The sequence below is a fragment of the Neisseria sp. RH3002v2g genome (assembly GCF_014596425.2).
Taxonomy (GTDB): Bacteria; Pseudomonadota; Gammaproteobacteria; order Burkholderiales; family Neisseriaceae; genus Neisseria.
Genome location: NZ_CP110721.1, coordinates 1,128,409 through 1,152,424 on the forward strand (window position 1 = coordinate 1,128,409; position 24,016 = coordinate 1,152,424).

At 49.8% G+C, this 24,016-nt stretch carries 22 protein-coding genes, 1 tRNA gene and 1 pseudogene; 11 read left to right on the forward strand and 13 right to left on the reverse strand.

Features of this window, described 5'->3' with window-relative positions; genetic code table 11:
- Positions 1–55: 55 nt before the first annotated feature.
- Complete coding sequence (locus BBP27_RS05400; protein WP_003683125.1) at positions 56–538, reverse strand: FKBP-type peptidyl-prolyl cis-trans isomerase; 483 nt, start codon at positions 536–538, stop codon at positions 56–58.
- 510 nt (positions 539–1,048) lie between these two features.
- Between BBP27_RS05400 and BBP27_RS05405 the strand changes: the two genes are divergently transcribed.
- Positions 1,049–1,312, forward strand: coding sequence for a hypothetical protein (locus tag BBP27_RS05405; protein WP_049333183.1), 264 nt, complete (start codon positions 1,049–1,051; stop codon positions 1,310–1,312).
- A 95-nt stretch (positions 1,313–1,407) separates the two neighbouring features.
- Positions 1,408–2,781 carry an FAD-binding oxidoreductase gene (locus BBP27_RS05410; protein WP_188212379.1) on the forward strand — a complete coding sequence of 458 codons (1,374 nt, stop codon included), beginning with the start codon at positions 1,408–1,410 and terminating at the stop codon, positions 2,779–2,781.
- Between the two features lie 53 nt (positions 2,782–2,834).
- On the opposite strand, the gene BBP27_RS05415 is transcribed toward BBP27_RS05410, so the two are convergent.
- Both BBP27_RS05415 and ridA read right to left on the reverse strand, forming a co-directional pair.
- The gene (locus tag BBP27_RS05415) at positions 2,835–3,665 is read right to left on the reverse strand and encodes a symmetrical bis(5'-nucleosyl)-tetraphosphatase (RefSeq protein ID WP_188212378.1); all 831 of its coding nucleotides are present in this window, start codon (positions 3,663–3,665) and stop codon (positions 2,835–2,837) included.
- A 69-nt stretch (positions 3,666–3,734) separates the two neighbouring features.
- Positions 3,735–4,124, reverse strand: coding sequence for a deaminase RidA (ridA, locus tag BBP27_RS05420; RefSeq protein WP_003746001.1), 390 nt, complete (start codon positions 4,122–4,124; stop codon positions 3,735–3,737).
- Between the two features lie 170 nt (positions 4,125–4,294).
- Between ridA and yaaA the strand changes: the two genes are divergently transcribed.
- Positions 4,295–5,074, forward strand: a complete 780-nt coding sequence (yaaA, locus tag BBP27_RS05425; RefSeq protein ID WP_188212377.1) for a peroxide stress protein YaaA — start codon at positions 4,295–4,297, stop codon at positions 5,072–5,074.
- A gap of 79 nt (positions 5,075–5,153) precedes the next feature.
- Positions 5,154–5,244 (forward strand) — tRNA-Ser (locus BBP27_RS05430).
- A gap of 249 nt (positions 5,245–5,493) precedes the next feature.
- Here the strand turns inward: BBP27_RS05430 and BBP27_RS05435 are convergent.
- Positions 5,494–5,701, reverse strand: a pseudogene (locus BBP27_RS05435) (IS30 family transposase); the annotation flags it as partial.
- Positions 5,702–5,897: 196 nt separating this feature from the next.
- On the opposite strand from BBP27_RS05435, the gene BBP27_RS05440 reads away from it, so the two are divergent.
- Positions 5,898–7,175: an O-acetylhomoserine aminocarboxypropyltransferase/cysteine synthase family protein gene (locus BBP27_RS05440; RefSeq protein WP_188212376.1), complete on the forward strand. Its 1,278-nt coding sequence runs from the start codon at positions 5,898–5,900 to the stop codon at positions 7,173–7,175.
- 81 nt (positions 7,176–7,256) lie between these two features.
- Here the strand turns inward: BBP27_RS05440 and BBP27_RS05445 are convergent, their stop codons facing one another.
- The 5 genes from BBP27_RS05445 to BBP27_RS05465 all read right to left on the reverse strand — a co-directional run bounded on the left by BBP27_RS05445 (position 7,257) and on the right by BBP27_RS05465 (position 14,511).
- Positions 7,257–8,861: an ABC transporter ATP-binding protein gene (locus tag BBP27_RS05445; RefSeq protein ID WP_188212375.1), complete on the reverse strand. Its 1,605-nt coding sequence runs from the start codon at positions 8,859–8,861 to the stop codon at positions 7,257–7,259.
- A 24-nt stretch (positions 8,862–8,885) separates the two neighbouring features.
- Positions 8,886–9,794, reverse strand: a complete 909-nt coding sequence (gene oppC / locus BBP27_RS05450) for an oligopeptide ABC transporter permease OppC (RefSeq protein ID WP_003683112.1) — start codon at positions 9,792–9,794, stop codon at positions 8,886–8,888.
- Between the two features lie 72 nt (positions 9,795–9,866).
- The gene (gene oppB / locus BBP27_RS05455) at positions 9,867–10,787 is read right to left on the reverse strand and encodes an oligopeptide ABC transporter permease OppB (protein WP_036490316.1); all 921 of its coding nucleotides are present in this window, start codon (positions 10,785–10,787) and stop codon (positions 9,867–9,869) included.
- A 232-nt stretch (positions 10,788–11,019) separates the two neighbouring features.
- A complete protein-coding gene (locus tag BBP27_RS05460) occupies positions 11,020–12,816 on the reverse strand; it encodes an aminopeptidase P family protein (protein WP_070849503.1) in 1,797 nt (598 codons plus the stop codon).
- A 75-nt stretch (positions 12,817–12,891) separates the two neighbouring features.
- Positions 12,892–14,511 carry an ABC transporter substrate-binding protein gene (locus BBP27_RS05465; protein WP_070849502.1) on the reverse strand — a complete coding sequence of 540 codons (1,620 nt, stop codon included), beginning with the start codon at positions 14,509–14,511 and terminating at the stop codon, positions 12,892–12,894.
- A gap of 325 nt (positions 14,512–14,836) precedes the next feature.
- Here BBP27_RS05465 and BBP27_RS05470 point away from each other — a divergent pair, with 325 nt between their 5' ends.
- The 6 genes from BBP27_RS05470 to BBP27_RS05495 all read left to right on the forward strand — a co-directional run bounded on the left by BBP27_RS05470 (position 14,837) and on the right by BBP27_RS05495 (position 21,249).
- Positions 14,837–15,907, forward strand: coding sequence for a porin (locus tag BBP27_RS05470; RefSeq protein WP_070849500.1), 1,071 nt, complete (start codon positions 14,837–14,839; stop codon positions 15,905–15,907).
- 127 nt (positions 15,908–16,034) lie between these two features.
- Positions 16,035–17,549 (forward strand): polyamine aminopropyltransferase, encoded by a 1,515-nt coding sequence (locus BBP27_RS05475; protein ID WP_188212374.1) that lies wholly within the window; start codon positions 16,035–16,037, stop codon positions 17,547–17,549.
- 167 nt (positions 17,550–17,716) lie between these two features.
- On the forward strand, positions 17,717–18,184 hold the full coding sequence (locus BBP27_RS05480) for an FxsA family protein (RefSeq protein ID WP_003745981.1): 468 nt from the start codon (positions 17,717–17,719) through the stop codon (positions 18,182–18,184).
- A gap of 178 nt (positions 18,185–18,362) precedes the next feature.
- Positions 18,363–20,210 (forward strand): lytic transglycosylase domain-containing protein, encoded by a 1,848-nt coding sequence (locus tag BBP27_RS05485; protein WP_188212373.1) that lies wholly within the window; start codon positions 18,363–18,365, stop codon positions 20,208–20,210.
- A 277-nt stretch (positions 20,211–20,487) separates the two neighbouring features.
- Positions 20,488–20,700, forward strand: coding sequence for a 30S ribosomal protein S21 (gene rpsU, locus BBP27_RS05490; RefSeq protein ID WP_003680926.1), 213 nt, complete (start codon positions 20,488–20,490; stop codon positions 20,698–20,700).
- Between the two features lie 102 nt (positions 20,701–20,802).
- A complete protein-coding gene (locus tag BBP27_RS05495; RefSeq protein ID WP_188212372.1) occupies positions 20,803–21,249 on the forward strand; it encodes a GatB/YqeY domain-containing protein in 447 nt (148 codons plus the stop codon).
- Between the two features lie 59 nt (positions 21,250–21,308).
- Here the strand turns inward: BBP27_RS05495 and accD are convergent, their stop codons facing one another.
- The 4 genes from accD to BBP27_RS05515 form a co-directional block, all read right to left on the reverse strand.
- A complete protein-coding gene (accD, locus tag BBP27_RS05500) occupies positions 21,309–22,175 on the reverse strand; it encodes an acetyl-CoA carboxylase, carboxyltransferase subunit beta (protein WP_070823469.1) in 867 nt (288 codons plus the stop codon).
- A gap of 81 nt (positions 22,176–22,256) precedes the next feature.
- On the reverse strand, positions 22,257–23,042 hold the full coding sequence (trpA, locus tag BBP27_RS05505; RefSeq protein WP_003745973.1) for a tryptophan synthase subunit alpha: 786 nt from the start codon (positions 23,040–23,042) through the stop codon (positions 22,257–22,259).
- A 305-nt stretch (positions 23,043–23,347) separates the two neighbouring features.
- Entirely contained in the window at positions 23,348–23,695 is a 348-nt protein-coding gene (locus BBP27_RS05510) for a hypothetical protein (protein WP_188212371.1), read from the reverse strand.
- Positions 23,679–23,981 (reverse strand): integration host factor subunit alpha, encoded by a 303-nt coding sequence (locus tag BBP27_RS05515; RefSeq protein WP_003680933.1) that lies wholly within the window; start codon positions 23,979–23,981, stop codon positions 23,679–23,681. Before BBP27_RS05515 ends, BBP27_RS05510 begins: the two co-directional genes overlap by 17 nt.
- Positions 23,982–24,016: the final 35 nt, after the last annotated feature.

Sequence of the window (24,016 nt, forward strand, 5' to 3'; positions counted from 1 at the left end):
TGAAAAGGAAGGTTTCATTCCTTTTCAGACGGCCTTTATCATGCTTCAAGCCTGATTAGTGGTGGTGATGACCGTGCGGACCGTGTACGTGACCGTGGGCAATTTCTTCCTCAGTCGCATCGCGCACGCCCTCAACAGTCGCTTTGAACAATACTTTCATACCGGCCAAAGGATGGTTGCCGTCCACCACGGCTTTGCCGTCGGCAACATCGGTTACACGATAAATCAATACATCGCCGGTTTCCGGATCATCGGCTTCAAACATCATGCCGACTTCAACTTCAACAGGGAACACGCTGACATCTTCAATGCGCACCAGCTCAGGATCTTGTTCGCCGAAAGCATCATCGGGCGACAAAGCCACTTCGACGGTATCGCCTACATTTTTGCCGTGCAACGCTTCTTCCACCAAAGGGAAAATACCGTCATAACCCCCATGCAAGTAAGCAATCGGCTCTTCGGTTTTGTCCAACAACTGGTTGTTGGCATCGTACATTTCATAATGCAGGGAAACTACGGAATTTTTAACAATAGACATCATGTCGTCCTTAATCAATATTTATAAAGTCAAGTTCAGGCTATTCTATCACAGCTGTAACTAAACAATCGGTTTACCTTAAACAAATCCTTTTGGCGAATACAACAAAACCGAAAAAGTCCATATAAAAAAACAAAATTGAATGATTCCAATCCATAAAAGTTGCTTTTTCACAACACAAAGTTGCTAAATTACAAAAATTTCCCTAAACGCAAAAACATTCCAAACCCTTAAAACCTATAACAAATAAAAATACACAACTCATTGAATACAATTTATTTTTAAAATCTTCATTAATAATGAATATTTTCAGATGATTTTTCGCGCGCCAATATGATTTACATTATTTTCACTATTTTCGTATTGATTTTAGCCAACAAACGGTTACGCAACGTTGCATTGACCTATCCCGTGGGGCATAATATCGAAAAATTCAGCAATGAATTTCTACTGTATAGGCCGTCTGACGGCTATTTTTAGTTTAAATCGATTTAAAAAAGGTTCTTAAAAATGAAAAAATCTCTGTTCGCTGCTGCTTTGTTGTCTTTAGCTTTGGCCGCTTGTGGCGGTGCTGATAAAGCTGCTGAAACTGCTGCTTCTGCCGCTTCTGCTGCTTCCGAAGCCGCTGCTTCTGCTACTGAAGCTGCTGCATCTGCTACTGAAGCTACCGCTTCTGCTGCTACCGAAGCTACTGAAGCTGCTGCTTCTGCTACTGAAGCTGCTGCATCTGCTACTGAAGCCGCTGCTTCTGCTGCTTCTGAAGCTGCTAAATAATATTCTTTTGAATATAAGAAAAGCAGGATACCATTGCGTATCCTGCTTTTTTACATTCCTCACACTCCACTTCCCGACTTTTCCGCCTGACTGCCATGCACCTTCACGACCGTTTTGCTGAGTTTCTTTCCGCCTCTGAAATCATCGAAGCCACTCCGGCCTTGTTAAACGACCAACGCCGCCGCTTTGTTTCTTCGCCGGATATTGTCTTACAGCCGAACTCTGTCGAAAGCGTGCAGAAAATCATGCGTTTCTGCTTTGAGAACCGTATCCGCGTCACCCCGCAGGGCGGCAATACCGGATTATGCGGCGCAACGGTAATCACCAAAGGTGTACTGCTCAATCTCTCCAAGCTCAACCGCATCCGCGATATCAACCTTGCCGACAACAGCATGACGGTTGAAGCAGGCGTGATTTTGCAGAATGCTCAAAAGGCGGCAGCCGAAGCCGGTCGACTGTTTCCGCTCAGCCTTGCCAGCGAAGGCTCTTGCCAAATCGGCGGCAATATCGCCTGTAATGCCGGCGGTTTGAATGTCTTGCGTTACGGCAGCATGCGTGATTTGGTATTGGGTTTGGAAGTCGTTTTACCAAACGGCGAACTGGTTTCCCACCTTCAGCCCCTGCACAAAAACACGACCGGCTACGATTTGCGCCATCTTTTTATCGGCAGCGAAGGAACATTGGGCATTATTACCGCCGCCACACTCAAACTCTTTGCCCAGCCCAAAACCAAAGCGACAGCATGGGTAGGTTTAGACGATATTGAATCCGCCGTCTCGCTTTTGACTGCGGTACAAGGCCATTTTGCCGAGCGCTTGACCAGCTTCGAGCTGATCAGCCGCTTTGCCCTCGATTTATCCTCGGAATTCAGCCAACTCAAAAAGCCTGCCGACGCGGAATGGCATATTTTGATTGAACTTGCAGATTCCGTTCCCGATGCCGGACTGGATGAAAAACTTGCCGAATTTCTCTATCAAAACGGATGGGAAAACAGCATCTTGGCACAATCCGAGCAAGAGCGTTCCGACTTATGGACCTTGCGTGAAAATATTTCTGCTTCCCAACGCAAACTCGGCACCAGCATCAAACACGATATCGCCGTCCCTATCGCCCAAGTGGCCGCCTTTGTCCGCCAATGCGCCCCTGCCTTGGAAACCCGCTTTCCCGGCATACAAATTGTTTGCTTCGGACATTTAGGTGACGGCAGCCTGCATTACAATACATTCCTGCCCAACGTATTGAGCAACGAAGCCTACCAATACGAAGACGCCGTCAATACCATTGTTTATGAAAACATCCTTGCCTGCCACGGTACGATTGCCGCAGAACACGGCGTAGGCATCATCAAAAAACATTGGCTGCCCCGCGTACGTACACAGGCCGAACTCGTTCTGATGCATGCCATCAAAAATCAGCTTGACCCTTATGGCATTATGAATCCGGACAAACTCCTGCCTTCTTTGGATTAACCAATACAAAAGGCCGTCTGAAACATTTCAGACGGCCTTTTATCTTATCCAAACTATTTCAATGCCGTTTTCCAATCCAATCCGCCCAACGACGGTACCTGTATCACTTCATTGGTATCCAAATTGATCGCTGTCAGCTCTCCGCCCCACAACGCGCCAGTATCCAAAGCGATAACCTGATCGGTATTAACGTAGCCCAATGATGACCAATGCCCAAACACGGTAATATAATCCAAATTTTGTCTATCAGGCGCTTTAAACCAAGGGCGCAGGTAAAGCGGCATTTTTTTCAAAGTGGATTTATATTCGTAATCCAATTCGCCTTTGTACGTCAGCGCACGCATACGGGTAAAGACGTTGATAATCATGCGTAGACGCTCATAGCCTGTCAAATCGTCTGTCCACTCGGTCGGCTTGTTGCCGTACATTTTGCCAAAAAATTTCCTGTACTTTTTACCTTGCAATTCATCCTCAGCTTCACGAGCAAGGCTTTCGGCTTTATCAACCGACCATTGCGGCAAAATGCCGGCATGCACCATCACATGCCTGTCGCCGCGCACCAACAGCGGCTGATGACGCAGCCAGTCAAGCATGGCATGACTATCGGGATGGGTCAAAATCGTCTCAACCGTATCACTGCGCTTGAGCGTTCCTTCACCGCAACCGACTGCTAAAAGATGTAAATCATGATTGCCCAAAACCATTTGCACGCTGCTGTCATGCTCTTTGGCAAATTTCAGGGTTTCCAAGGACTTCGGGCCGCGATTGACAATATCGCCGACCAGCCAAAGGGTGTCCGTACCATGATTAAAGCCGATTTTGGCAAGCAACAAAGTCAGCTCGTCAAAACAGCCTTGAATGTCTCCGATTGCGTAATGTGCCATTATTATTGTTTTCCGTTGTTATTCTTTTCAGACGGCCTCAAGCCCAGCCCAGGCCGTCTGAAACATCAATTATGCGTTTAAAACCAATACTGCTTCCGCTTCAACCTGGACGCCTTTAGGCAGGCTGGCCACGCCAACCGCCGCACGCGCAGGAAAAGGTTGCTCGATAAATTCAGCCATCACTTCATTGAACACGGCAAAGTTAGCCAAATCGGTCAAATAAGCATTGAGTTTGACGATATCGTTCAAAGAACCGCCGGCCGCTTCGGCTACGGCTTGCAGGTTTTTAAATACTTGCACTGCTTCGGCGCGGAAGTCGCCATTGCCGACCACAGTCATCGTAGCCGGATCCAAAGGAATCTGACCGCTCATATAAACCGTATCGCCTGCGCGGACTGCTTGGCTGTATGCGCCAATTGCGGCAGGGGCTTTGTCGGTATGGATAATGGTTTTAGACATGATATTCTCCTCAAGTAGAAATGTCAGAAACAGGTGGAAGCTTCGAATTTTACTTTCAACAGAAATACGTTTCAATAAAAGCATTCAATTAATGCGTTTAGCCCGTCTTGTTCTTCCTCGATTTTAAACCTACAATCCCACACATTATTCATTTCAAAGCCGAAATCATTATGTTTTTTGTCTTATCCCCAGCCAAAAACCTCAACGAAAAAGACCCCTCCCCCGTCAGCAGCTTTACCCAGCCCGACCTTCTGCCCGAAGCGGAAATCCTGATGCAGGAATTGCGCCAGCTTGCCCCCCAACAAATCGCCGAGCTGATGCACGTTTCCGACAAAATCGCTCTGCTCAACGCCGAACGCAATGCCGTATGGCACACGCCGTTTACACCTGAAAACGCCAAGCAGGCCGTATTTATGTTCAACGGCGACGTCTATGAAGGCATCGCCGCCGATACGCTCAAACCGGAGCAAATCGACTACCTGCAACAACACGTCCGCCTGCTCTCCGGCCTATACGGCGTACTGCGCCCGCTCGACTTGATGCAGCCCTACCGCTTGGAAATGGGCACGGCCTTTGCCAACTCGCGCGGTAAAAACCTCTACGAATTTTGGGGCGATAAAATTACCGACCTGCTCAACCAAACACTGAAGCAGGCCGGCAGCGATGTTTTAATCAACCTCGCCTCACAAGAATATTTCAAATCCGTCAACACCAAAAAACTCAACGCACGCCTGATTACGCCGATTTTTAAAGACGAGAAAAACGGCAAATACAAAATCATCAGCTTCTACGCCAAACGTGCGCGCGGTTTGATGGTGCGCTACGCGGCAGAACACGGCATTACCGAGCCTGAAATGCTCAAAAATTTCGACTACGAGGGCTATTCATTTAATGAAGCAGCTTCAAACGAAGCCGAATGGGTATTCATGCGTGAAAAACAATCTAAATAAAAACAAAATACTAGATATTTTCCCTAAAATACCACTTGGCAAAGGCCGTAAGTTCTATTAATATTACGGCTTCAAGAACGGAAGCGTGGCAGAGCGGTTTAATGCAACGGTCTTGAAAACCGTCGAGGGTTGATAGCCCTCCGTGAGTTCGAATCTCACCGCTTCCGCCATTCTTGATATTTTTTTATCTAGTGAAAATGAAATGCGAGACTTGATGATTCAAGTCTTTTTTTATTTTCAAATCCAAAGAATCCCGTAAAGGCCGTCTGAAACTTTCTATGACGCAGTTTCAGACGGCCTAATACCTTTTAAAATTCCCCCAAATTCCTAAAGCCCTACCCAGACATTTAGAGACTTGGGGGACTTTTGCGAAGGTCTCCGCTTTTCTAATCTTTGCCGTCAATGGCATCAGCCTACCCATCACCAATGCGGAATTTTCTCTCAACCATGCTGGGCTTTTCCTATGCCGACGCAATTGTGCATTTTGCTTCAGGTCTGTGTGCCGCCGTATCGTTTGCGGTAGGGTTTGCTGCATATTTCGAGATATTGCCACAGAGTACCGCCGTTGCTTTTATCTTGGAGAAGGTCGCGGTAAACGGTATTGTGATGGGGTGTCATTCGATGATGGTGTGGTGGCAGGACAGGTCTTGAATGTGGTATCGTTCTTCTTGGGTCAGTTGCGTGTCGCTCAGGGTAATCTTTCTTGTAGGAAAGGCCGTATGCTGCTGCATCCTGGACTTTTTCCGTTATGTAAAGTTTGCCCTTCAAATCCGTTACTACTGGCCTCCATTTATCATTATTTAATCGCTACAAGGATATTTAAATGAAACGGGAAACCATTGCCCTGCATGCAGGCTATCAATCCGAACCGACTACCAAATCCGCTGCCGTCCCTATTTACCAAACCACTTCCTACACTTTCGACAACACGCAACACGGCGCAGACTTGTTCAACCTTGATGTAGCGGGCAATATCTACACCCGTATCATGAATCCGACCACTGCCGTTTTGGAAGAACGCGTTGCCCGTTTGGAAGGCGGTATCGCCGCATTGGCTGTCGCCAGCGGTATGGCTGCAATTACCTATGCCGTTCAAACCTTGGTTGAAGCAGGCGACAACATCATTGCAACCAAAACCCTCTACGGCGGCACATACAATTTCTTTGCCCACAGCCTGCCGCGCCAAGGCATAGAAGTACGCTTTATCGATCCGGCCAAACCCGAAGAAATCGCCGCCAATACCGACAGCCGTACCAAACTGGTGTATTGCGAATCTATCGGCAATCCCGCCATCAATGTCGTTGATATTCCAGCATTCGCCCAAGCCGCGCACGCTCAAGGGCTGCCACTGATGGTGGACAACACAGTCGCTACTCCCACATTGTTCCGCCCCATCGAGCATGGCGCCGACATCGTTATCCAATCCCTGACCAAATACATCGGCGGTCACGGCACAACGATTGGCGGTGCCATTATCGACGGTGGCAAATTCCAATGGGCAGGCAATCCGCGTTTTGAAAAAACCTTCAATCAGCCTGATCCGTCTTACCACGGCATAAACTACTGCGAACATTTTGGTGCGGCAGCCTATATCGCCCGTGCCCGTGTCGTTCCATTGCGTAACACCGGTGCCGCCCTGTCTCCGCACAGCGCATTTTTACTGCTTCAAGGTTTGGAAACCCTTGCCCTGCGTATGGAACGTCATTGCGAAAACGCCCTAAAAGTAGCCGAATTCTTAAAGAAACATCCGCAGGTCGAATGGGTGAACTATCCTGCCCTGCCCGACAGTCCGTATAAAGCCTTGATTGACCGAGACTACGGCGGAAAAGCCTCAGGTTTGCTGAGTTTCGGTATTAAAGGCGGTCGTGAAGCCGGCGCGAAGTTCATTGACGCGCTGCAACTCTTCCTGCGTTTGGTGAATATCGGCGATGCCAAATCGCTGGCTACCCATCCTGCTACAACGACTCACCGTCAGCTTGACGATGCAGAACTCGCCGCAGCAGGCGTCAGCCCCGACATGGTACGCCTGAGCGTGGGTATCGAGCATATCGACGATTTGCTTGCCGACTTGGCACAGGCATTGGATGCCGCTAAAGTATAGGCAATAGCGCTAATTAGATGAAAAAAGCCCCCGCTTAAAAAGGCCGTCTGAAAACTTCTTTTCAGACGGCCTTTTCCTTTTCTACAAATCAAACGCGGCGTTAATCAAACGTTTAGTGTAGTCGTTTTGCGGATAGTGGAAAATCTGATCCGCGCTGCCGTACTCGACCATTTCGCCCTGCTTCATCACAATCACGTTGTCGCTGACGGCGCGCACGACAGACAAATCATGACTGATGAACATATAAGTCAGGCCGTATTTCTTTTGCAAATCGCGCAAAAGTTCGACCACTTTGGATTGTACGGAACGGTCAAGTGCAGAGGTCGGCTCGTCCAAAAGGATGAATTTCGGGCGCAGGATAACGGCGCGTGCAATGGCGATACGCTGACGCTGGCCACCGGAGAACTCATGCGGATAACGGTTGAGCGCATCAAGCGGCAGGGACACTTCCTTCATGACTTCTAAAACGCGCTGGATACGTTCTTTTTTGGTCATTTCAGGATGATGAACCGTCAAACCTTCGCCGATAATTTCGCCAACGGTCAAGCGCGGTGAAAGTGAACCGAAGGGGTCTTGGAACACAATTTGCCGTTGCGATTTCAGACGGCGTGCTTCTTCGGCGGTATAGTTTTTCAGGTCTTTGCCTTCAAAGGAAATATTGCCGGTATAAGGCAGCATCTGCATGACGGCTTTGCCCAGCGTGGATTTGCCGGAACCGGACTCGCCGACGACGCCCAATGTTTCGCCTTCTTTAATTTTGAGGCTGATGCCTTTGACGGCGTCAAAAGTTTTGAGCGGTTTGCCGAAAAAGTTTTGCTTCAATACGAAAGAAACATGGACATTATCAGCATCGATTAACACACCGGCGTTGTTTTCTTCCGGCTCTTTCATGCCTTTGGGAATGGCATTGATGAGTTCGGCAGTATATTCATGTTTCGGATGGGCAAATACTTCTTTGATTTTGCCGCGCTCGACAATTTCGCCATTTCGCATGACGCAGACGGTTTTGGAATAGTGTTCCGCCAAACCCAAATCGTGGGTAATGAAGATAATCGCCATGCCCATTTGCTGTTGCAAATCGTGGAGCAAATCGAGAATCTCGGCTTGAATGGTTACATCCAAAGCGGTGGTCGGCTCATCGGCAATCAGCAGGTCGGGTTCATTGATGAGCGCCATGGCAATCATGATGCGTTGCAGCTGACCGCCGGAAAATTCGTGCGGATATTGCTTCATGCGGCGTTCGGCTTCTTTGATGCCAACCCGCTGCAACAATGCCAATGCTTTTTGTCCTGCCTCTTTTTTGCCGAGCTTTTTATTGTGTACCCGCGCCGCTTCAATCAGCTGCGTACCGATACGCATAAACGGATTGAGCGAAGTCATCGGCTCTTGGAAAATCACGCTGATGCGCTTGCCGCGCAAATCGCGCAGGGTTTTCTCATCGGCGTCCAAAATGGAAATGCCGTCAAAAGTAATGCGCGAATCTTTGCTGTATCGGGCAAATTTTTCAGGCAGCAGGCGCATAATGGACATGGACGTTACCGACTTGCCCGAACCGGATTCGCCGACCAAAGCCAATGTTTCGCCCTCTGCCACTTTAAAGCTGACATTACGCACGGCGTGCACGGTTTTCTCATGCAGTTCGAAATTGATGTCCAGATTTTCTACAACCAGTAACTGTTTTGTCATTTTGATTATCCTTTTGGTTGCGGTTTAGCGGTCTTTCGGGTCAAGCGCATCGCGCAGGCCGTCGCCGATAAAGTTGAAACAGAACAAAGTGGTTACCAGGAAGAAACTCGGTACGAGCAGCTGCCATGGTGCGGCTTCCATCGAAATCGCGCCTTCTTGCAGCATCGAACCCCAACTGGTCATCGGCTCTTGCACACCCAAGCCCAAGAAGCTCAAGAAGGATTCAAACATAATCATGCCCGGCACCAGCAAAGAGGCATACACCATCACCACGCCCAAAACATTCGGAATAATGTGGCGCGTTACGATTTTACGTTTTGCCACGCCGCTCACACGCGCCGCTTCGACAAACTCTTTATGCTTCAAACTCAAGGTTTGGCCGCGCACGATACGCGCCACGTCCAACCAAGACACCAAACCCACGGCGGCAAAAATCAAAAGCAGGTTGCGGCCGAAGAATGTGGTCAGCAGAATGACGAAAAACATAAACGGAAACGCGTTCAAAATTTCCAAAAAGCGCATCATCAGCGAATCAAGCTTACCGCCGATAAAGCCGGCAATCGCGCCGTAAAGCGTACCGATGACAACGGCCACCAATGCGCCGGCCACACCGACCAACAAGGAAATACGTCCGCCGGTTGCCGCGCGCGACAGCAAATCGCGGCCGAGCAAATCCGTACCCAGATAGTGATGGGTAGAAAAGGACGGCGGAATCTGCATATTGTCCCAGTCGGTGAAGTCGTAGGTGTAGCGGACAATCCATGGCGCCACAATCACAAAAATGCTGATCAGCAACAGGATGATAATGCTGTACACCGCCGCTTTGTTCTGTTTAAAACGCCGCCATGCGTCGCTCCACAGGCTTTTGCCGTGTACTTGGGCGTATTCTGCTGCCTCTGCAAGGGCCTGAGTCTGCTTCTTTTTGAATAACATAATGTTCTCTCTCGCTTTTTCTTCTTTCTTCAGGCCGTCTGAACGTTTCAGACGGCCTTTGCGCAAATGGGATTAATAACGGATTTTCGGGTCAATAATGGCATACAGGATATCAAGGATGGCGTTAAACAAAATGGTCATGATGCCCACCAAAATCGTCAAACCCAAAATCATGCCGTAGTCGCGGTTGAGCGCGCCGTTGACAAACAATTGTCCGACGCCGGGAATACCGAACACGTTTTCAATCACAATGGAGCCGGTGATGATGCCGACGAATGCCGGGCCTAAGAAAGAAACAATCGGCAGCATGGCGGGACGCAGCGCATGGCGCAGGATGATGCGGCTCATGGGCAGGCCTTTGGCGCGTGCCGTGCGGATAAAGGGGCTGTTCAATACTTCGATCATCGCGCCGCGCGTAATCCGCGCGATACTGGATACATAACCGATGGACAAAGTAACGACGGGCAGAATCAAGTTCATCAGTGCGCCATCGTTCCAGCCGCCGGCAGGCAGCCATTGCAGTCTGACGGCAAACACCAGCACCAATACCGGTGCCATCACAAAGCTGGGAACGACGATACCGGTCATCGCACCGCTCATCAGCGCATAATCCAGCCAACTGTTTTGTTTTAAGGCGGCGATAATGCCGATAAACATGCCGAAGATAGCGGCAATCAAAAAGGCGTAGAAGCCGAGTTCCGCCGATACCGGCAGGGATTGGGCAAGCAACTCATTAACGCTGAAATCTTTATATTTGAACGACGGCCCCAAATCCCCCTGCGCCAACTGCTTGAGGTAGTGGAAATATTGGAGGTACATCGGATCATTGAGGTGGTATTTGGCTTCGATGTTGGCCATGACCGCAGGCGGCAAATTGCGTTCGCCTGTGAACGGGCTGCCCGGTGCGAGCCGCATCAGGAAAAACGATACGGTAATCAACACCAGCATGGTCGGGATGGAAGCACATATCCGTTTGATGATGAATTTCAACATAATCAGGCTGTCCTGTCTGAACATACCGGACTCGTGAAAACAAAGCTGACCTGAAGCGGAAATCGGATGAATGGCAGCAGGCATCTGTAACGTCGCCGCGCCGGTTTCTCTCTCTATTCCGACCGGGTTATTGTTTTTATTCGGAGTCGGGTAAGGTTTTGTAGTTTGTAGATAATTGTTGTTATCAGGCCGTCTGAAACTTGGTATCCGCCGTTTCAGACGGCCTTTCACGTTAACGCGCCAAAGGTTCGGTGCGTTCGATCAGCCATGCTTTGGCCGCGCCCTCTGTCAAAGGCTCGAGACGGCGGCGCACTTCGGCGTGATATTGGTTCAGCCATTCGATTTCGCTGCCGGTCATCAGTTTGGTATCGATGAGGCGCGTATCGATTGGGCAGAGGGTAACAGTTTCAAAATACAGGAATTTGCCGAACTCGGTTTCCTCTGGGTTTTCAACCGGACGGTTGATGACCAGGCTTTCGATACGGATACCCCATTTGCCCGGACGGTAAAGACCCGGCTCGTTGGACGTCAGCATACCTGATTTCATTGCGTGATGCGGTTGCGGTACGGCGGCAACGGCAATGCTTTGTGGGCCTTCGTGCACATTGAGGAAATAGCCCACGCCATGACCTGTACCGTGACCGTAATCGCATTGCGCCTGCCAGAGTGATTTGCGGCAGATAGCATCAATCATCGGGCCTTTGATGTTTTCAGGGAAAATGGTTTCCGCCAGAGAAATATGCGCTTTCAACACCAAAGTGTAGTCGCGCTTCATGGCCGCACTCGGATTACCGACAGGCACCACGCGCGTGATGTCGGTCGTACCGCCCCAGTATTGGCCGCCGGAATCAATCAGCAACATACCGTCGCCTTTGATTTTGCTGTTGTTTTCCGGTGTCGCGCTGTAATGCGGCAAGGCGGCATTGGCATTGTAGCCGGCGATGGTGTCGAAACTTGGCGAAATAAAGCCTGGACGTTGGCTGCGGTGTTTATAGAGCATGCCGTCGATGTCCAGCTCGCTCAATTCGCCGCCGTCTGCCAAGATTTGTTCAAACTCGGCAAAGAAGCCGCACAATGCCGCGCCGTCTTCCGCCATGGTATTGCGGATATGGGCGATGTCGGCATCGGATTTAACCGATTTGAAGAATGTGCTGGGGTGGATGGCTTCAATCAAACGAACGTCTTCAGGCAGGCGGCGCAAAGTGCCGACGGCGGTTTTATTCGGATCAATCAACAATGCACCCTTAACGCCTGCCAAATAGTCCGCCGCTTGCGCATAAGGCAACACTTCAAAACCTGCCGCTTTCAAGGCTTCGGCAGATTCGGCTTTCAGACGGCCTGCATCGGTAAACAATACGGCTTTTTCTTGGCTGATAAACAAATGGGACAAGAACACGGGGTTAAACGGCACATCATCGCCGCGCAGATTGGTAATCCAAGCGATGTCGTCCAAAGAAGAAACCAAATGCGCATCTGCGCCCTGCTCTTTCATGGCCGCACGGATACGGGCCAGTTTTTCGGCCGCGGTTTCGGAAACGTAATCGGGATGGTGAACGTAGATTTCCTGAGTCGGCAATGCAGGACGGTCGTCCCACACTTCGTTCAACAAGGTTTCAGGGTATTCGAGGCGGATGTTTTTGGCGGAAAGTGCCTGTTTCAAACCGCGCTCGCCGCTGAGTGCGAACATATCGGCAGGCGCGCCGACTACTGCGCCCTCGGGCAGATTTTGTGCCAGCCACTCGGTATAAGGCGCATCAACGCCCATTTTTTGCAGCTCGATGCCGTTTGGCGCAAGCTGTTGGCCGGCCTGTTCCCAATAGCGGCTGTCCGTCCACACGCCAGCTTTATCGGCGGTCACCACCAAAGTGCCTGCCGAACCGGTAAAGCCGGAAAAATCGCGGCGTGCCTGCCAATGCTCGGGCAGGTATTCGGAAAGGTGCGGATCGGCGGAAGGAATGACAAACGCGTCCACGCCATGTTTTTTCATGGCTTCGCGTAAAGCGGACAAACGTTGTTGTACAGATTTCATGTGTTATGTCTCCTATTGTTTCAGACGGCCCCTGTCATCAAGGCCGTCTGAAAATTTGTGCTGTCTATCATCAATCTATTTTTTCGGTGCGAACGACCAGCTCTTGACCGTGTAGTTCCGCAAAGGGTCTTTGTCGGAATAGCCGATAATATCAGGTTTGACCATACGCACTTCAACCTGATGATACAGCGGAATCAGCGCAGCGTCTTCTTGAAGCTGCTTCTCCGCATCGGCATAGAGCTGGCTGCGCGCTTCCTTGCTGACGCCATCTTTCAGCGTATTGTTCATAAATGCGTCAAACGCCGCGCTTTTGTAGCGGAATGCATTGTTTGAGTTGTTGGATTTCAAGATATTGAGCATACCTGCCGGATCGTTGAAATCGGAACACCAGCCGCTGAACGAAACCTTGAAATTGCCTTGCGCGCGCGTATCCAAATAAGTTTTCCATTCCTCGTTGGACAAAGTCGGACGGATGAACGGAATGGCGGCCTTCCACACCGACTGCACGGCAGTGATTTGTTTTTTAGACGCTTCGCTGGTGCTGTACAAAATATCAAACTCAAGCGGATGGTCATCGTTGTAGCCTGCTTCGTTCAACAGTTTGCGTGCGGTTTCGATGCGTTTTTCAGGCGTCCACTCTTTCCACTCCGGATAAACAGGAATCACGCCCTGCATTTGCGGCGGTGTCAACTGGAACGCAGGCGTATCGCCACGGCCGCCCACTTTGACGACGATGTCTCGGCGCGTCAGCATATTAAGCGCCTTGCGGACGCGCGGATCATTAAACGGCGCCGCTTCGTGGTTCGGCTCCAAATACCAGCTGCACAAGGAAGTTGTACGTTTCACTTGGCCCGGAAACTCAATATCCGCCACTTTAACCTGATCGCTGGGAATACCGTAAGTTACATCAATTTCATTGGCGCGATAACGGTTGTACTCGCCGCTGCCTGACAAGAAAACCGCCTTCGGAATGGCCACTTTGTCTTTATCGTAATAATTGGGGTTGCGTTCCATATTGATGTGGCTGTTGACTTTCCAATCCGTTAACAGATAAGCGCCACTGGAAACATAATGACCGGGCTGCGTCCACTTATTGCCGTATTTTTCGACAGTGGCGCGGTGCACCGGAAATGTGAATTGCTGAATCAGCATATCGGGGAAATAAGGTACGGGTGCAATCAGCGTAAATTGCAGGTTTTTTGCGTCCAACGCCTTGACGCCCAATGTCTCAGGCTTGGCTTTGCCGTTTAATATATCTTCCGCATTTTCCACTTGGGCATCGACCAAATAGCTGCCGAAAGGTGCGCCCGTGGCCGGATCGGCAAGACGACGGAAGCTGTACACAAAATCCTCGGCGGTAATCGGATCGCCATTGCTCCATTTGGCATCACGCAGATGGAAAGTCCAGACACGCTCGCCCTTGCTTTCCCATCTTTCCGCCAAAGCAGGAATGGTTTTGCCTTCGGCATCCGTACCGACCAAACCATCCATCAGCTGGCGGATAATCGCACCCGCCGCCATATCGCCGCTCATCTGCGGGTCCAGTGTACCCGGCTCGACGCCGTTGCTGACCACCACGCGCTCATAATCAGTACGCTTAAACTCAGGGGCGGGTTTGACATCGCGGCTGCACGCCGACAACGCAAATACGGCGGCCAATGATGCAGCCAACAGCGGATAGGTTTTTCCGGCCATATTTCATTCCTTCTTTTGGGTATTCTTCTTTTTCAGACGGCCTGATTATTCAAACTACACTTAACTACAAATATTTGAGGTTTTTAAACCCAGTTAAATCCTCTATTTCCAGATATAAAAATAGTGTTTAAAACTACCTATACCATCGAAATAAAAGCAGCCGTCCAAGATTGTTGGCAAATTAACACAAAAATACGTAACTGAAAACTATTTTTCAATTTATCCTACGATAAGTTACAAATGTATTGATTTTTTATAATTTGTCAAATAAGATTATCCGAATTTCCCGTCCCCAATTAAGAAAAAGACATAAAAGGAGAACAAAATGAACAAGTTATCTTGTTTTGTTGCCACTACCCTCATCGGTTCTTCCATTAGCATCGCCCACGCCGAACCTAAAATGAGCGGTACCATCTACATCATGACCGAGGTCGAACACAACAATAAAACCGGTGTAACCTCTACAACCATTTCCGATAAAAGTTCCAGTCTTTATCTCTCCGATGAAGTACCGCTCAACAACGACTTATGGTTGAAATGGCAACTTGGCTCCTTTATTTACTTCGATTCCGACCGCTGGGGCGGCTGGGGTACTGCTGACTCATACGTTGCGCTCAACAGCTACAAAAACCTCGGCACCGTCAAAATGGGTTACATCAGTACCCCTATGAACAGCATCTATCTGAACCCTTTCGACACCAACAGCCCGATTTTGGAATTCGGCAAAATTTCCCGTTTCGGCCAACGCCGCGTTTCTATGGCTTATGAGTCACCTTGGAAAAACGGTTTCCAATTCAAATTCAACGTCTCCCCCGGCTCCAATGCCGCGCGCAACAACAACGACTGGAATCCGGACAAAAAACGTGACGGCGACTGGGTCTTCGGCTGGGGCGTGGACTACTACCACCCCAACAACGGCTTTAACGCCCACTACGCTGCCGAATACGCACCCAACGACTCTCCAACCGAAACCAAAGACTTCCAAGCCCACGCTTTCATGGCCGGATACAGCAAAGACAAAATCTCCGTCGATGCCGCGTTCCAATACGCCAAAAACACTTGCGACGGCTTCAGCTGCTGGGGCGTATGGAAAGATGCGGCAGGCAACGTAGCCGGTTCTTACGACAAAGAAATTAACAACACCAAAGAATTTATGGTGTCCGGCTCATACAAAGTAGGCAATTTCAAACCTCAAATCGGCTTCGCCTACGGTAAAAGCTCTGTCGGCGAAAACTACAAACACGTCGCCGTCAGCACCGATTACAGCTTCTCCAAACGGACAACCGCCACACTCGGCGCCGGCTGGTTGAAAGAAAACGTCAATCCGAAATACGACGAAGATTTGCCGAAAAAATCTTCTTACGCAGTGGGCATGGTATTCAAACACCGCTATTAATGCCTGACAGATTAAAGGCCGTCTGAAACAATTCGTTCAGACGGCCTTTTCTACATCCTATAAATAAACTTGCAGCCCACCTTAAAAATCATTACATTGCCCACACTCAAGCTACAAAAACGTCATCATGAATGCCCACCGCACCCTCATTATCTCCGTCTTCATCGTCGCCAGCTGCGGCCTCGCTTACGAGCTCATCATCGCCGCGCTCGCAAGCTATCTTTTGGGCGACAGTATTTTGCAGTTTTCCTCCGTAATCGGACTTTACCTTTTCTCGATGGGCATAGGTGCGCACCTAACCCAATACATCAAAGATAAAGACGTATTGCACCGCTTTATCGAAATCGAACTTCTGGTCGGCGTCATCGGCGGCATTTCCGCGCTGGCATTATTTGTGGCCTTCGGTTTATCCGCCGCACCGTTCCGCACCCTGCTCTACGCTTTTGTGCTGATTGTCGGCATGGTTGTCGGCATGGAAATCCCGTTGGTTATGCGCGTGTTAAACCAAAAAGGCGCGGAGTTTAAAGAACTCGTTTCCAAAGTATTGACCTTCGACTACTTGGGCGCACTTGCCGTCTCGTTATTATTTCCGCTCCTGCTCGCCCCCAAACTCGGCATGGCGCGTTCCGCCTTATTGTTCGGCATCCTCAACGCCGCCGTCGCCTACCTGACCGCGCGCGTGTTTAAAGCCGAACTGCCACGCTACCGCGCCATCCGCCTGCGTGTGCTGATTGTCTTGTCCATCCTCGCCGTCATCTTCGCCTACGCCGACCGCATTTCCTTCAAAGCCGAACAAAGCTATTTCGGCGATCCCGTCGTCTATCAAAGCCACTCGCCCTACCAAAGGCTGGTCGTGACCCGCTGGAAAGACGACACCCGCCTCTACATCAACGGCAACCTGCAATTTTCCTCACGCGACGAAGCCCGTTACCACGAAGCACTCGTTCTGCCCGCCATGCAGATGGTTCCCAATGCCGAACGCGTCCTGATTCTCGGCGGCGGCGACGGCTTGGCGGCACGCGAAGTCTTGAAATATCCGCAGGTCAAAAATGTTACTTTGGTCGATCTCGACCCCGACATGACTGCTACTTTTAAAACCTCCGCCACCTTAAGCGCGCTCAATCAAGGCTCACTGTCCCATCCCAAAATGCACGTCGTCAACGACGATGCCGCCAAATGGCTGGAGGGGTCGTCTGAAAAATTCGACGTCATCATCATCGACCTGCCCGACCCTTCCAATTTCTCGCTGGGCAAACTCTACTCCGTCCCCATGTACCGCCTCGTTGCCCGCCATCTTGAGCCGCAGGGCAAAATCGTCGTCCAATCCACCTCGCCCTACTTCGCCCCCAACGCCTACTGGTCGGTCGTCGCCACCCTCGAAGCGGCCAAGTTGAACACCGCGCCCTATCATGTCTACGTCCCCTCCTTCGGCGAATGGGGATTTGTGCTGGCAGGATTTGATAAGCAATTCCCCGTCCCGCAAAAATTCGACGTCCCCACGCGTTATCTGAACGCCCAAACCGCCGCCGAAATGTTCCGTTTTCCGCCCGATATGGCAAGGCGCAAGGTTGAAGCAAATTATTTGAACAACCAAATCCTCGTCAGCTATTTTGAAAGCGATTGGAACAATGTGATGCGATAGAATATCTAAAGGCCGTCTGAAACATCTGTCTTCTTTTTATCTCCGTTCAGACGGCCTCATCGCCCGTTTACCCTTTTTCACACAGCATTTGCTTGAAAAAATAAGGTTTATCTTTATCTAGATAAAACACAATCGACACTATCCGTTGAATGAAGGAACAAACACTTATGCAGTATTTTGGAATCGGTTTTTTGGTTTTAATCTTTTTGGAAATCATGTCCATCGTCTGGGTTGCCGACTGGATAGGCGGCGGCTGGACGCTGTTTGTGATGGCCGTCAGCTTTATCAGCGGTATCTTTATGCTGCGCCATACCGGCATTTCCGGCCTTTTGCTCGCAGGTGCAGCCGTCCGCAGCGGCCAAAACATTTCCCTCTATCAAATGCTGTGGCCGATTCGCTATACTGCCGCCGCGGTTTTCCTGCTCAGCCCAGGCTTTATTTCAACCGCCGTCGCCCTGCTCTTGCTGATTCCGTTTAAAGGCAATACGCCGGTTTCTTCTGCACAGTCTTTCCAAAGCCGCCAAACTTACGGCTCTGCCAAAGATGATGAAGACATTATCGAAGGCGAATACACGGTTACGCGCACCGGCAAAGCCGACAAACCGCAAGACTATATCGAGCACAAACCCGATTGACGACTTCCTTCATAACAGGCCGTCTGAATTAGGAATACCTCAAAAGTGTTTCATATTTCAGACGGCCTTAGTCTTTTCCGGGCTTTGAAAATGTAAATATCGGTTTGTAATTCGGTTATTCCGCATAAATCATTTAAAATAAGCAGCTATTTTGATTCTAAAAACGACACGGTATCCAATGAACGTTCAACGTCTTTTCCCTCTCTCCCTCAGCTTGATTACCGCCGCTGTTTTATCGGCGTGCGCCACCCAAAACACACCGACTGCTTCGAAAACCGAAAGCGTCGTTCAGCCTAAATCCACTTCTATTCCTTCACGCCGCGCCGACAGCGAGTCCAAAGTCCTGTCCGATTACAGCCAATACCAAAGCGCCGTCGATGCCGCCAAACGCGGCGACGATGCTTGGGTACAACAATTTTTATCCCAAGCCAGCGACAGCGCAATGGCTGAAAACGTCCGCAACGAATGGCTGAAAACCTTGGGCGCGCGCGGCCAGTGGGATTTGTTCCGTCAAGAATTCAGTAAACTGAACGCCGCCGGCGTCGCACAAGAAGTGCAATGTTATGCCGATTTGAGCAGCGGCAATGACAGCAAAGCCGCCGAACTGGTTCGCGTGACCGGCAAACTGCCTGCCGGCTGTACCCGCTTGGTCGAAAGCGCGGCAGCTTCAGGCCGTCTGAACACCAACGACGCATGGCGTCGCGTGCGCGGCTTGTTGAGCAACAGCCAAACCACGGATGCACGCAATCTCGCCGCCGCATTGGGCAGCCCGTTTGAAGGTGGTGCGCAAGGTGCGACCGAATACAGCCTGTTGAGCGTAATCGGCAAAGATGCACGCAAATCCGCTTCTGCCGCCGCTACCCTGTCCGACATGGAATCCGGCCTCAGCCGCGAACAACGCAGCTTCGCATGGGGCGTATTGGGCCACTACCATGCACAAAGCCAAAACATGCCGACTGCTTTGAGCTACTACGGCCGCGTTTCCGACCGCAAGCAACTGACCGACGAGCAATTGGAATGGTACGCACGCGCCGCCTTGCGCCTGCAACGTTGGGACGAATTGGCAAGCGTGATTCAGCATATGCCTGAAAAACTGCAAAAAGACCCGACATGGCAATATTGGCTGGGCCGCAGCTTTGCCGCACAAGGCAAAAGCAGCCAAGCCAAAGAAATGTATGAAAAAGCCGCTGCTTCCGGCCGCAATTTCTACGCCGTATTGGCTGGTGAAGAACTGGGCCGCCGCATCAATACACGCAACAACGTTGCCGATGCCGATACCAGAGACGTCCGCCGCATGAGCGAAGACGGCGCCATCAAACGCGCATTGGTTTTGTTTAAAAACAGCCAAAGCAACGGCGACTCCAAAATGCGCCGTCAGGCACAGGCAGAATGGCGTTTTGCCACCCGCGACTTCAACGAAGACAACCTGCTGACTGCCGCGCAAGTCGCTTTTGACAACCAGTTCTACGACATGGCAATCAACAGCGCCGACCGTACCGACTACAAACTCAACTACAAACTGCGCTATATCTCTCCGTTTAAAGACCTGACCGTCCGCTATGCCGCACAGGCAGGCATTGACCCGGCATGGGTTTACGGTTTGATTCGCCAAGAAAGCCGCTTTGTCATGGGCGCGCAATCCAGCGTCGGCGCACAAGGCCTGATGCAGGTCATGCCTGCAACCGCCCGAGAAATCGCCGGCAAAATCGGCATGAGCAGCAGCGAACTCTACACCATGGACGGCAACATCCGCATGGGTACTTGGTACATGGCAGATGCCAAACGCCGCCTGCAAAATAACGAAGTGATGGCCACCGCAGGCTACAATGCCGGCCCAGGCCGCGCCCGCAACTGGCAGGCTTCTTCGCCTTTGGAAGGCGCGATTTACGCCGAGACCATCCCATTCACCGAAACCCGTGATTACGTGAAAAAAGTCATGACCAATGCAACTTATTACGCGTCATTGTTCAACGAACCGCAAACTTCGTTGAAACAACGCATGGGTACGGTTCCCGGCCGCTATTAATACCCGATAGGCCGTCTGAAAAGTGAGACAGAATCAAACATTCAGACGGCCTGCAATCTTGACAGACTATCGGGTTTATAAGATAATCGCCCGATTGTTTCTGACCGAAAAGGTCACTTGCACGGCAAAAGCCGACTTGTTAGGAGGTGATGTTTACATCACGGCGCGTATCCCGCCCTGCCCTCGGCAAACCAGCGATACAACAACTACCCCATTATGACAAGCCGTTCCCTATTTCTTAAAACGGTTTGATTGAACAAAATTTAAAGGAAATAAAATGCCAGCTATTCGTGTTAAAGAGAATGAACCATTTGAAGTTGCCATGCGTCGTTTCAAACGTGCCGTAGAAAAAACCGGTCTGTTGACCGAACTGCGCGCCCGTGAAGCGTACGAAAAACCAACTACCGAACGCAAACGCAAAAAAGCTGCTGCAGCAAAACGTCTGCAAAAACGTCTGCGCAGCCAACAACTGCCTCCTAAAATGTACTAATTACAGGCCTGCCCTGTGATAAACGACACACCGCAAGGGCAGCTTTGCGGTGTGTTTTGTTTTTCAGACGGCATCTTTTTATTGATATAAAGTGAGAACATTATGAGCCTAAAAACACAATTAACCGAAGACATGAAAACCGCCATGCGTGCCAAAGACCAAGTATCTTTAAGCACCATCCGCCTGATTAATGCCGCCATCAAACAATTTGAAGTAGACGAGCGTACTGAGGCCGATGATGCCAAAGTCATCTCCATTCTGACCAAAATGGTGAAACAGCGCAAAGACAGCGCCAAAATTTATACCGAAGCCAGCCGTCAAGATTTGGCTGACAAAGAAAACGCAGAAATCGAAATCCTCAACCGCTACCTGCCGCAAATGATGTCCGCAGAAGAAATCAAAACTGCCGTGGAAGCAGCTGTTGCAGAAACCGGTGCATCAGGCATGGCCGATATGGGCAAAGTCATGGGCGTATTGAAAACCCGTCTGGCCGGCAAAGCCGATATGGGTGAAGTTAACAAGGTTTTGAAAGCCGCATTGACTGCCTAATCGTCAAACAAAAGGCCGTCTGAAATATGATTTTCAGACGGCCTTTTTTAATAGGCCCATCAAGCAGTGGTTACTTTGTCCTCATGACGCAACAAAGTAATCAAATCGCTGATACGTTTTTTCATGGAACGGCGATCGACGATTTGGTCGATAGCACCCTTCTCTAACAAGAATTCTGCACGTTGAAAACCTTCCGGCAAGGTTTCGCGTACAGTCTGCTCGATAACGCGCGGACCGGCAAAACCGATCAGCGCATTCGGTTCTGCCAAAACCACATCACCCAAGAAGGCAAAACTGGCAGACACGCCGCCCATGGTCGGGTCAGTCAATACGGAAATAAACGGCAGACGTTTTTCAGTCAACAAATGCAAAGCCGCGCTGGTCTTCGTCATCTGCATCAAAGAATTGACCCCTTCCTGCATACGTGCACCACCGGAAGCCGCCACGCAAATAAACGAACAATTATCCGCAACGGCACGACGTACACCCTGAACGAAACGCTCGCCCACAACCGAGCCCATAGAGCCGCCGATAAAACGGAATTCAAACGCAGCCACCACGACAGGCAGGCCGTTCATGGTGCCTTTCATAACGACCAATGCATCGTCTTCGCCGGTTGCTTTACGTGCAGCCGCGAGGCGGTCGGGATATTTTTTACTGTCTTTGAATTTCAGCGGGTCGGTCGGTTTAATATTGGCTGCAATCTCTTCACGGCCTTCTTCATCCAAAAGCAGATTCAAACGTTCGCGTGCAGAAAGCGGATTGTGATGATTACATTTCGGGCAGACTTCACTGTTTTGCTTCAACTCGGTTGAATAAACCGTTGCCGAACAAGACGGACATTTGTGCCACAGGCCTTCAGGGACGCTGGACGAACTGCTTCGGTTTTTAATTTTCGGAGGAAGAATTTTATCTAGCCAGCTCATGAATGACTCCTTGGAATTCAGAATTCAGAATTCAGACGGCCTGTTGAATGTAAGGCCGTCTGAAACAATGGAATAAAAAATTTAGCGAATCGCGTCTTTCAACTCTTTAACCAACACGCCTACCGCTTCAGCCTCGCTACCTGCGTGGCTTTCAATCTCTTTGACGATACGGCTGCCGACAATAACGGCATCCGCTACCGCGCCAATTTTACGCGCACTCTCCGCATTATTAATGCCGAAGCCGACACCGATCGGAATATCAATATATTTGCGCAAAAGCTCTATTTTACGCGAAACTTCTTCAGTATCCAAACTTGCCGCACCGGTTACACCTTTGAGCGATACATAATACACAAAGCCACCGGCTACTTTGGCAATCGTTTGAATACGCTCTTCAGTTGTTGTCGGCGCAATAAGGAAAATACAATCAATGCCTTGCGCTTTCAACGAGTCATGCAGCGGGGTAATGGTTTCTACCGGGGAATCCACAGTCAACACGCCATCTACGCCCGCGTCGGCAGCCGCTTGTGCAAACGCTTGATAACCCATTTTATGTACTGGGTTCAAATAGCCCATTAACACAATCGGCGTTTTATCATTGGTTTGACGAAACAAACGTACTGTTTCCAATACGTCGTGCAAAGAAACATGATTTGCCAACGCCCTTTCGGCCGCACGCTGAATAGTCGGACCATCCGCCATCGGGTCAGAAAACGGCACACCCAGTTCCAAAATATCGGCACCGTTAGCCACTAGGCTGTGCATCAATGCCAAGGTCGTCTCAAGGTTGGGATCACCCACCGTAATATAAGGAATCAGTGCTTTTGCGCCATTGAGCGCTGAGAAAGTTTGTTGGATTCTGCTCATTTTCTGCTATCCATTTCATCGATTTGAATGTTGTCCGACAGCCTAATCTATTCTGCCGTTACATTTATTGTAAAAAACTTAGTCTACCGCAAAAACAAATGACCACTTTTCTCAATCGGCAAACAAGAGGCTAAGTATAACATTTACGGCTATTTCATAGAATCATTTGCAATCAAGATTCTGATATTTTGAAAGCAATATAAAACAATAAAGGCCGTCTGAAAACAATTCAAACAGCCTTTACAATAATCAATCATGCAAATCTTTGTATGCCTTCGCACTTTTGATCACAATTTCCTTATCGATTACGGCTCGACATGGTGGTTTTGTTGTTCAGAACCCAGATGACGCTCCAAATCAGACAAAATCTGCACCAGACCATGACAGACTTCTTCCGCATTGGCGGCAGGGTTGCCGTTTGCATCCAAAGCGCCACGGCTGAACGTATCGATATACGGTTCAAACGTATCTTTCAGTTTCAACAACTTAACGACATCTGAGCGCGTATATCGATCGCCACCGTATCCAATCACAACATTATTTTCATGTTGCCATTGGGCAAACTGAGCCGGACTGATTTGCACCAATTGGCACATCTCATCCAACGTAAAATAACGCTTGGCAGGAATAACCGGGTTATTGTTGTTTGTCATAGTAATGCTCCACCATGCCTTTAAGTTTTTGGCTGGCATGGAAAGTTACCACACGGCGTGCGGTAATCGGCACTTCTTCGCCGGTTTTAGGGTTACGACCCGGGCGTTGAGGTTTGTCGCGCAATTGGAAATTGCCGAAACCGGAAATCTTAATTTCTTCGCCACGCGCCAAAGTGCTGCGGATTTCTTCAAAAAAGAGCTCGACGATTTCTTTGGCATCATTTTTGGTGACGTTGCTGACTTTGTCGACCAAAATATCGGCCAATTCTGCTTTAGTTAGTGTCATGTGTTTACCTTCATTCAAACTGGTGCAATTATTAC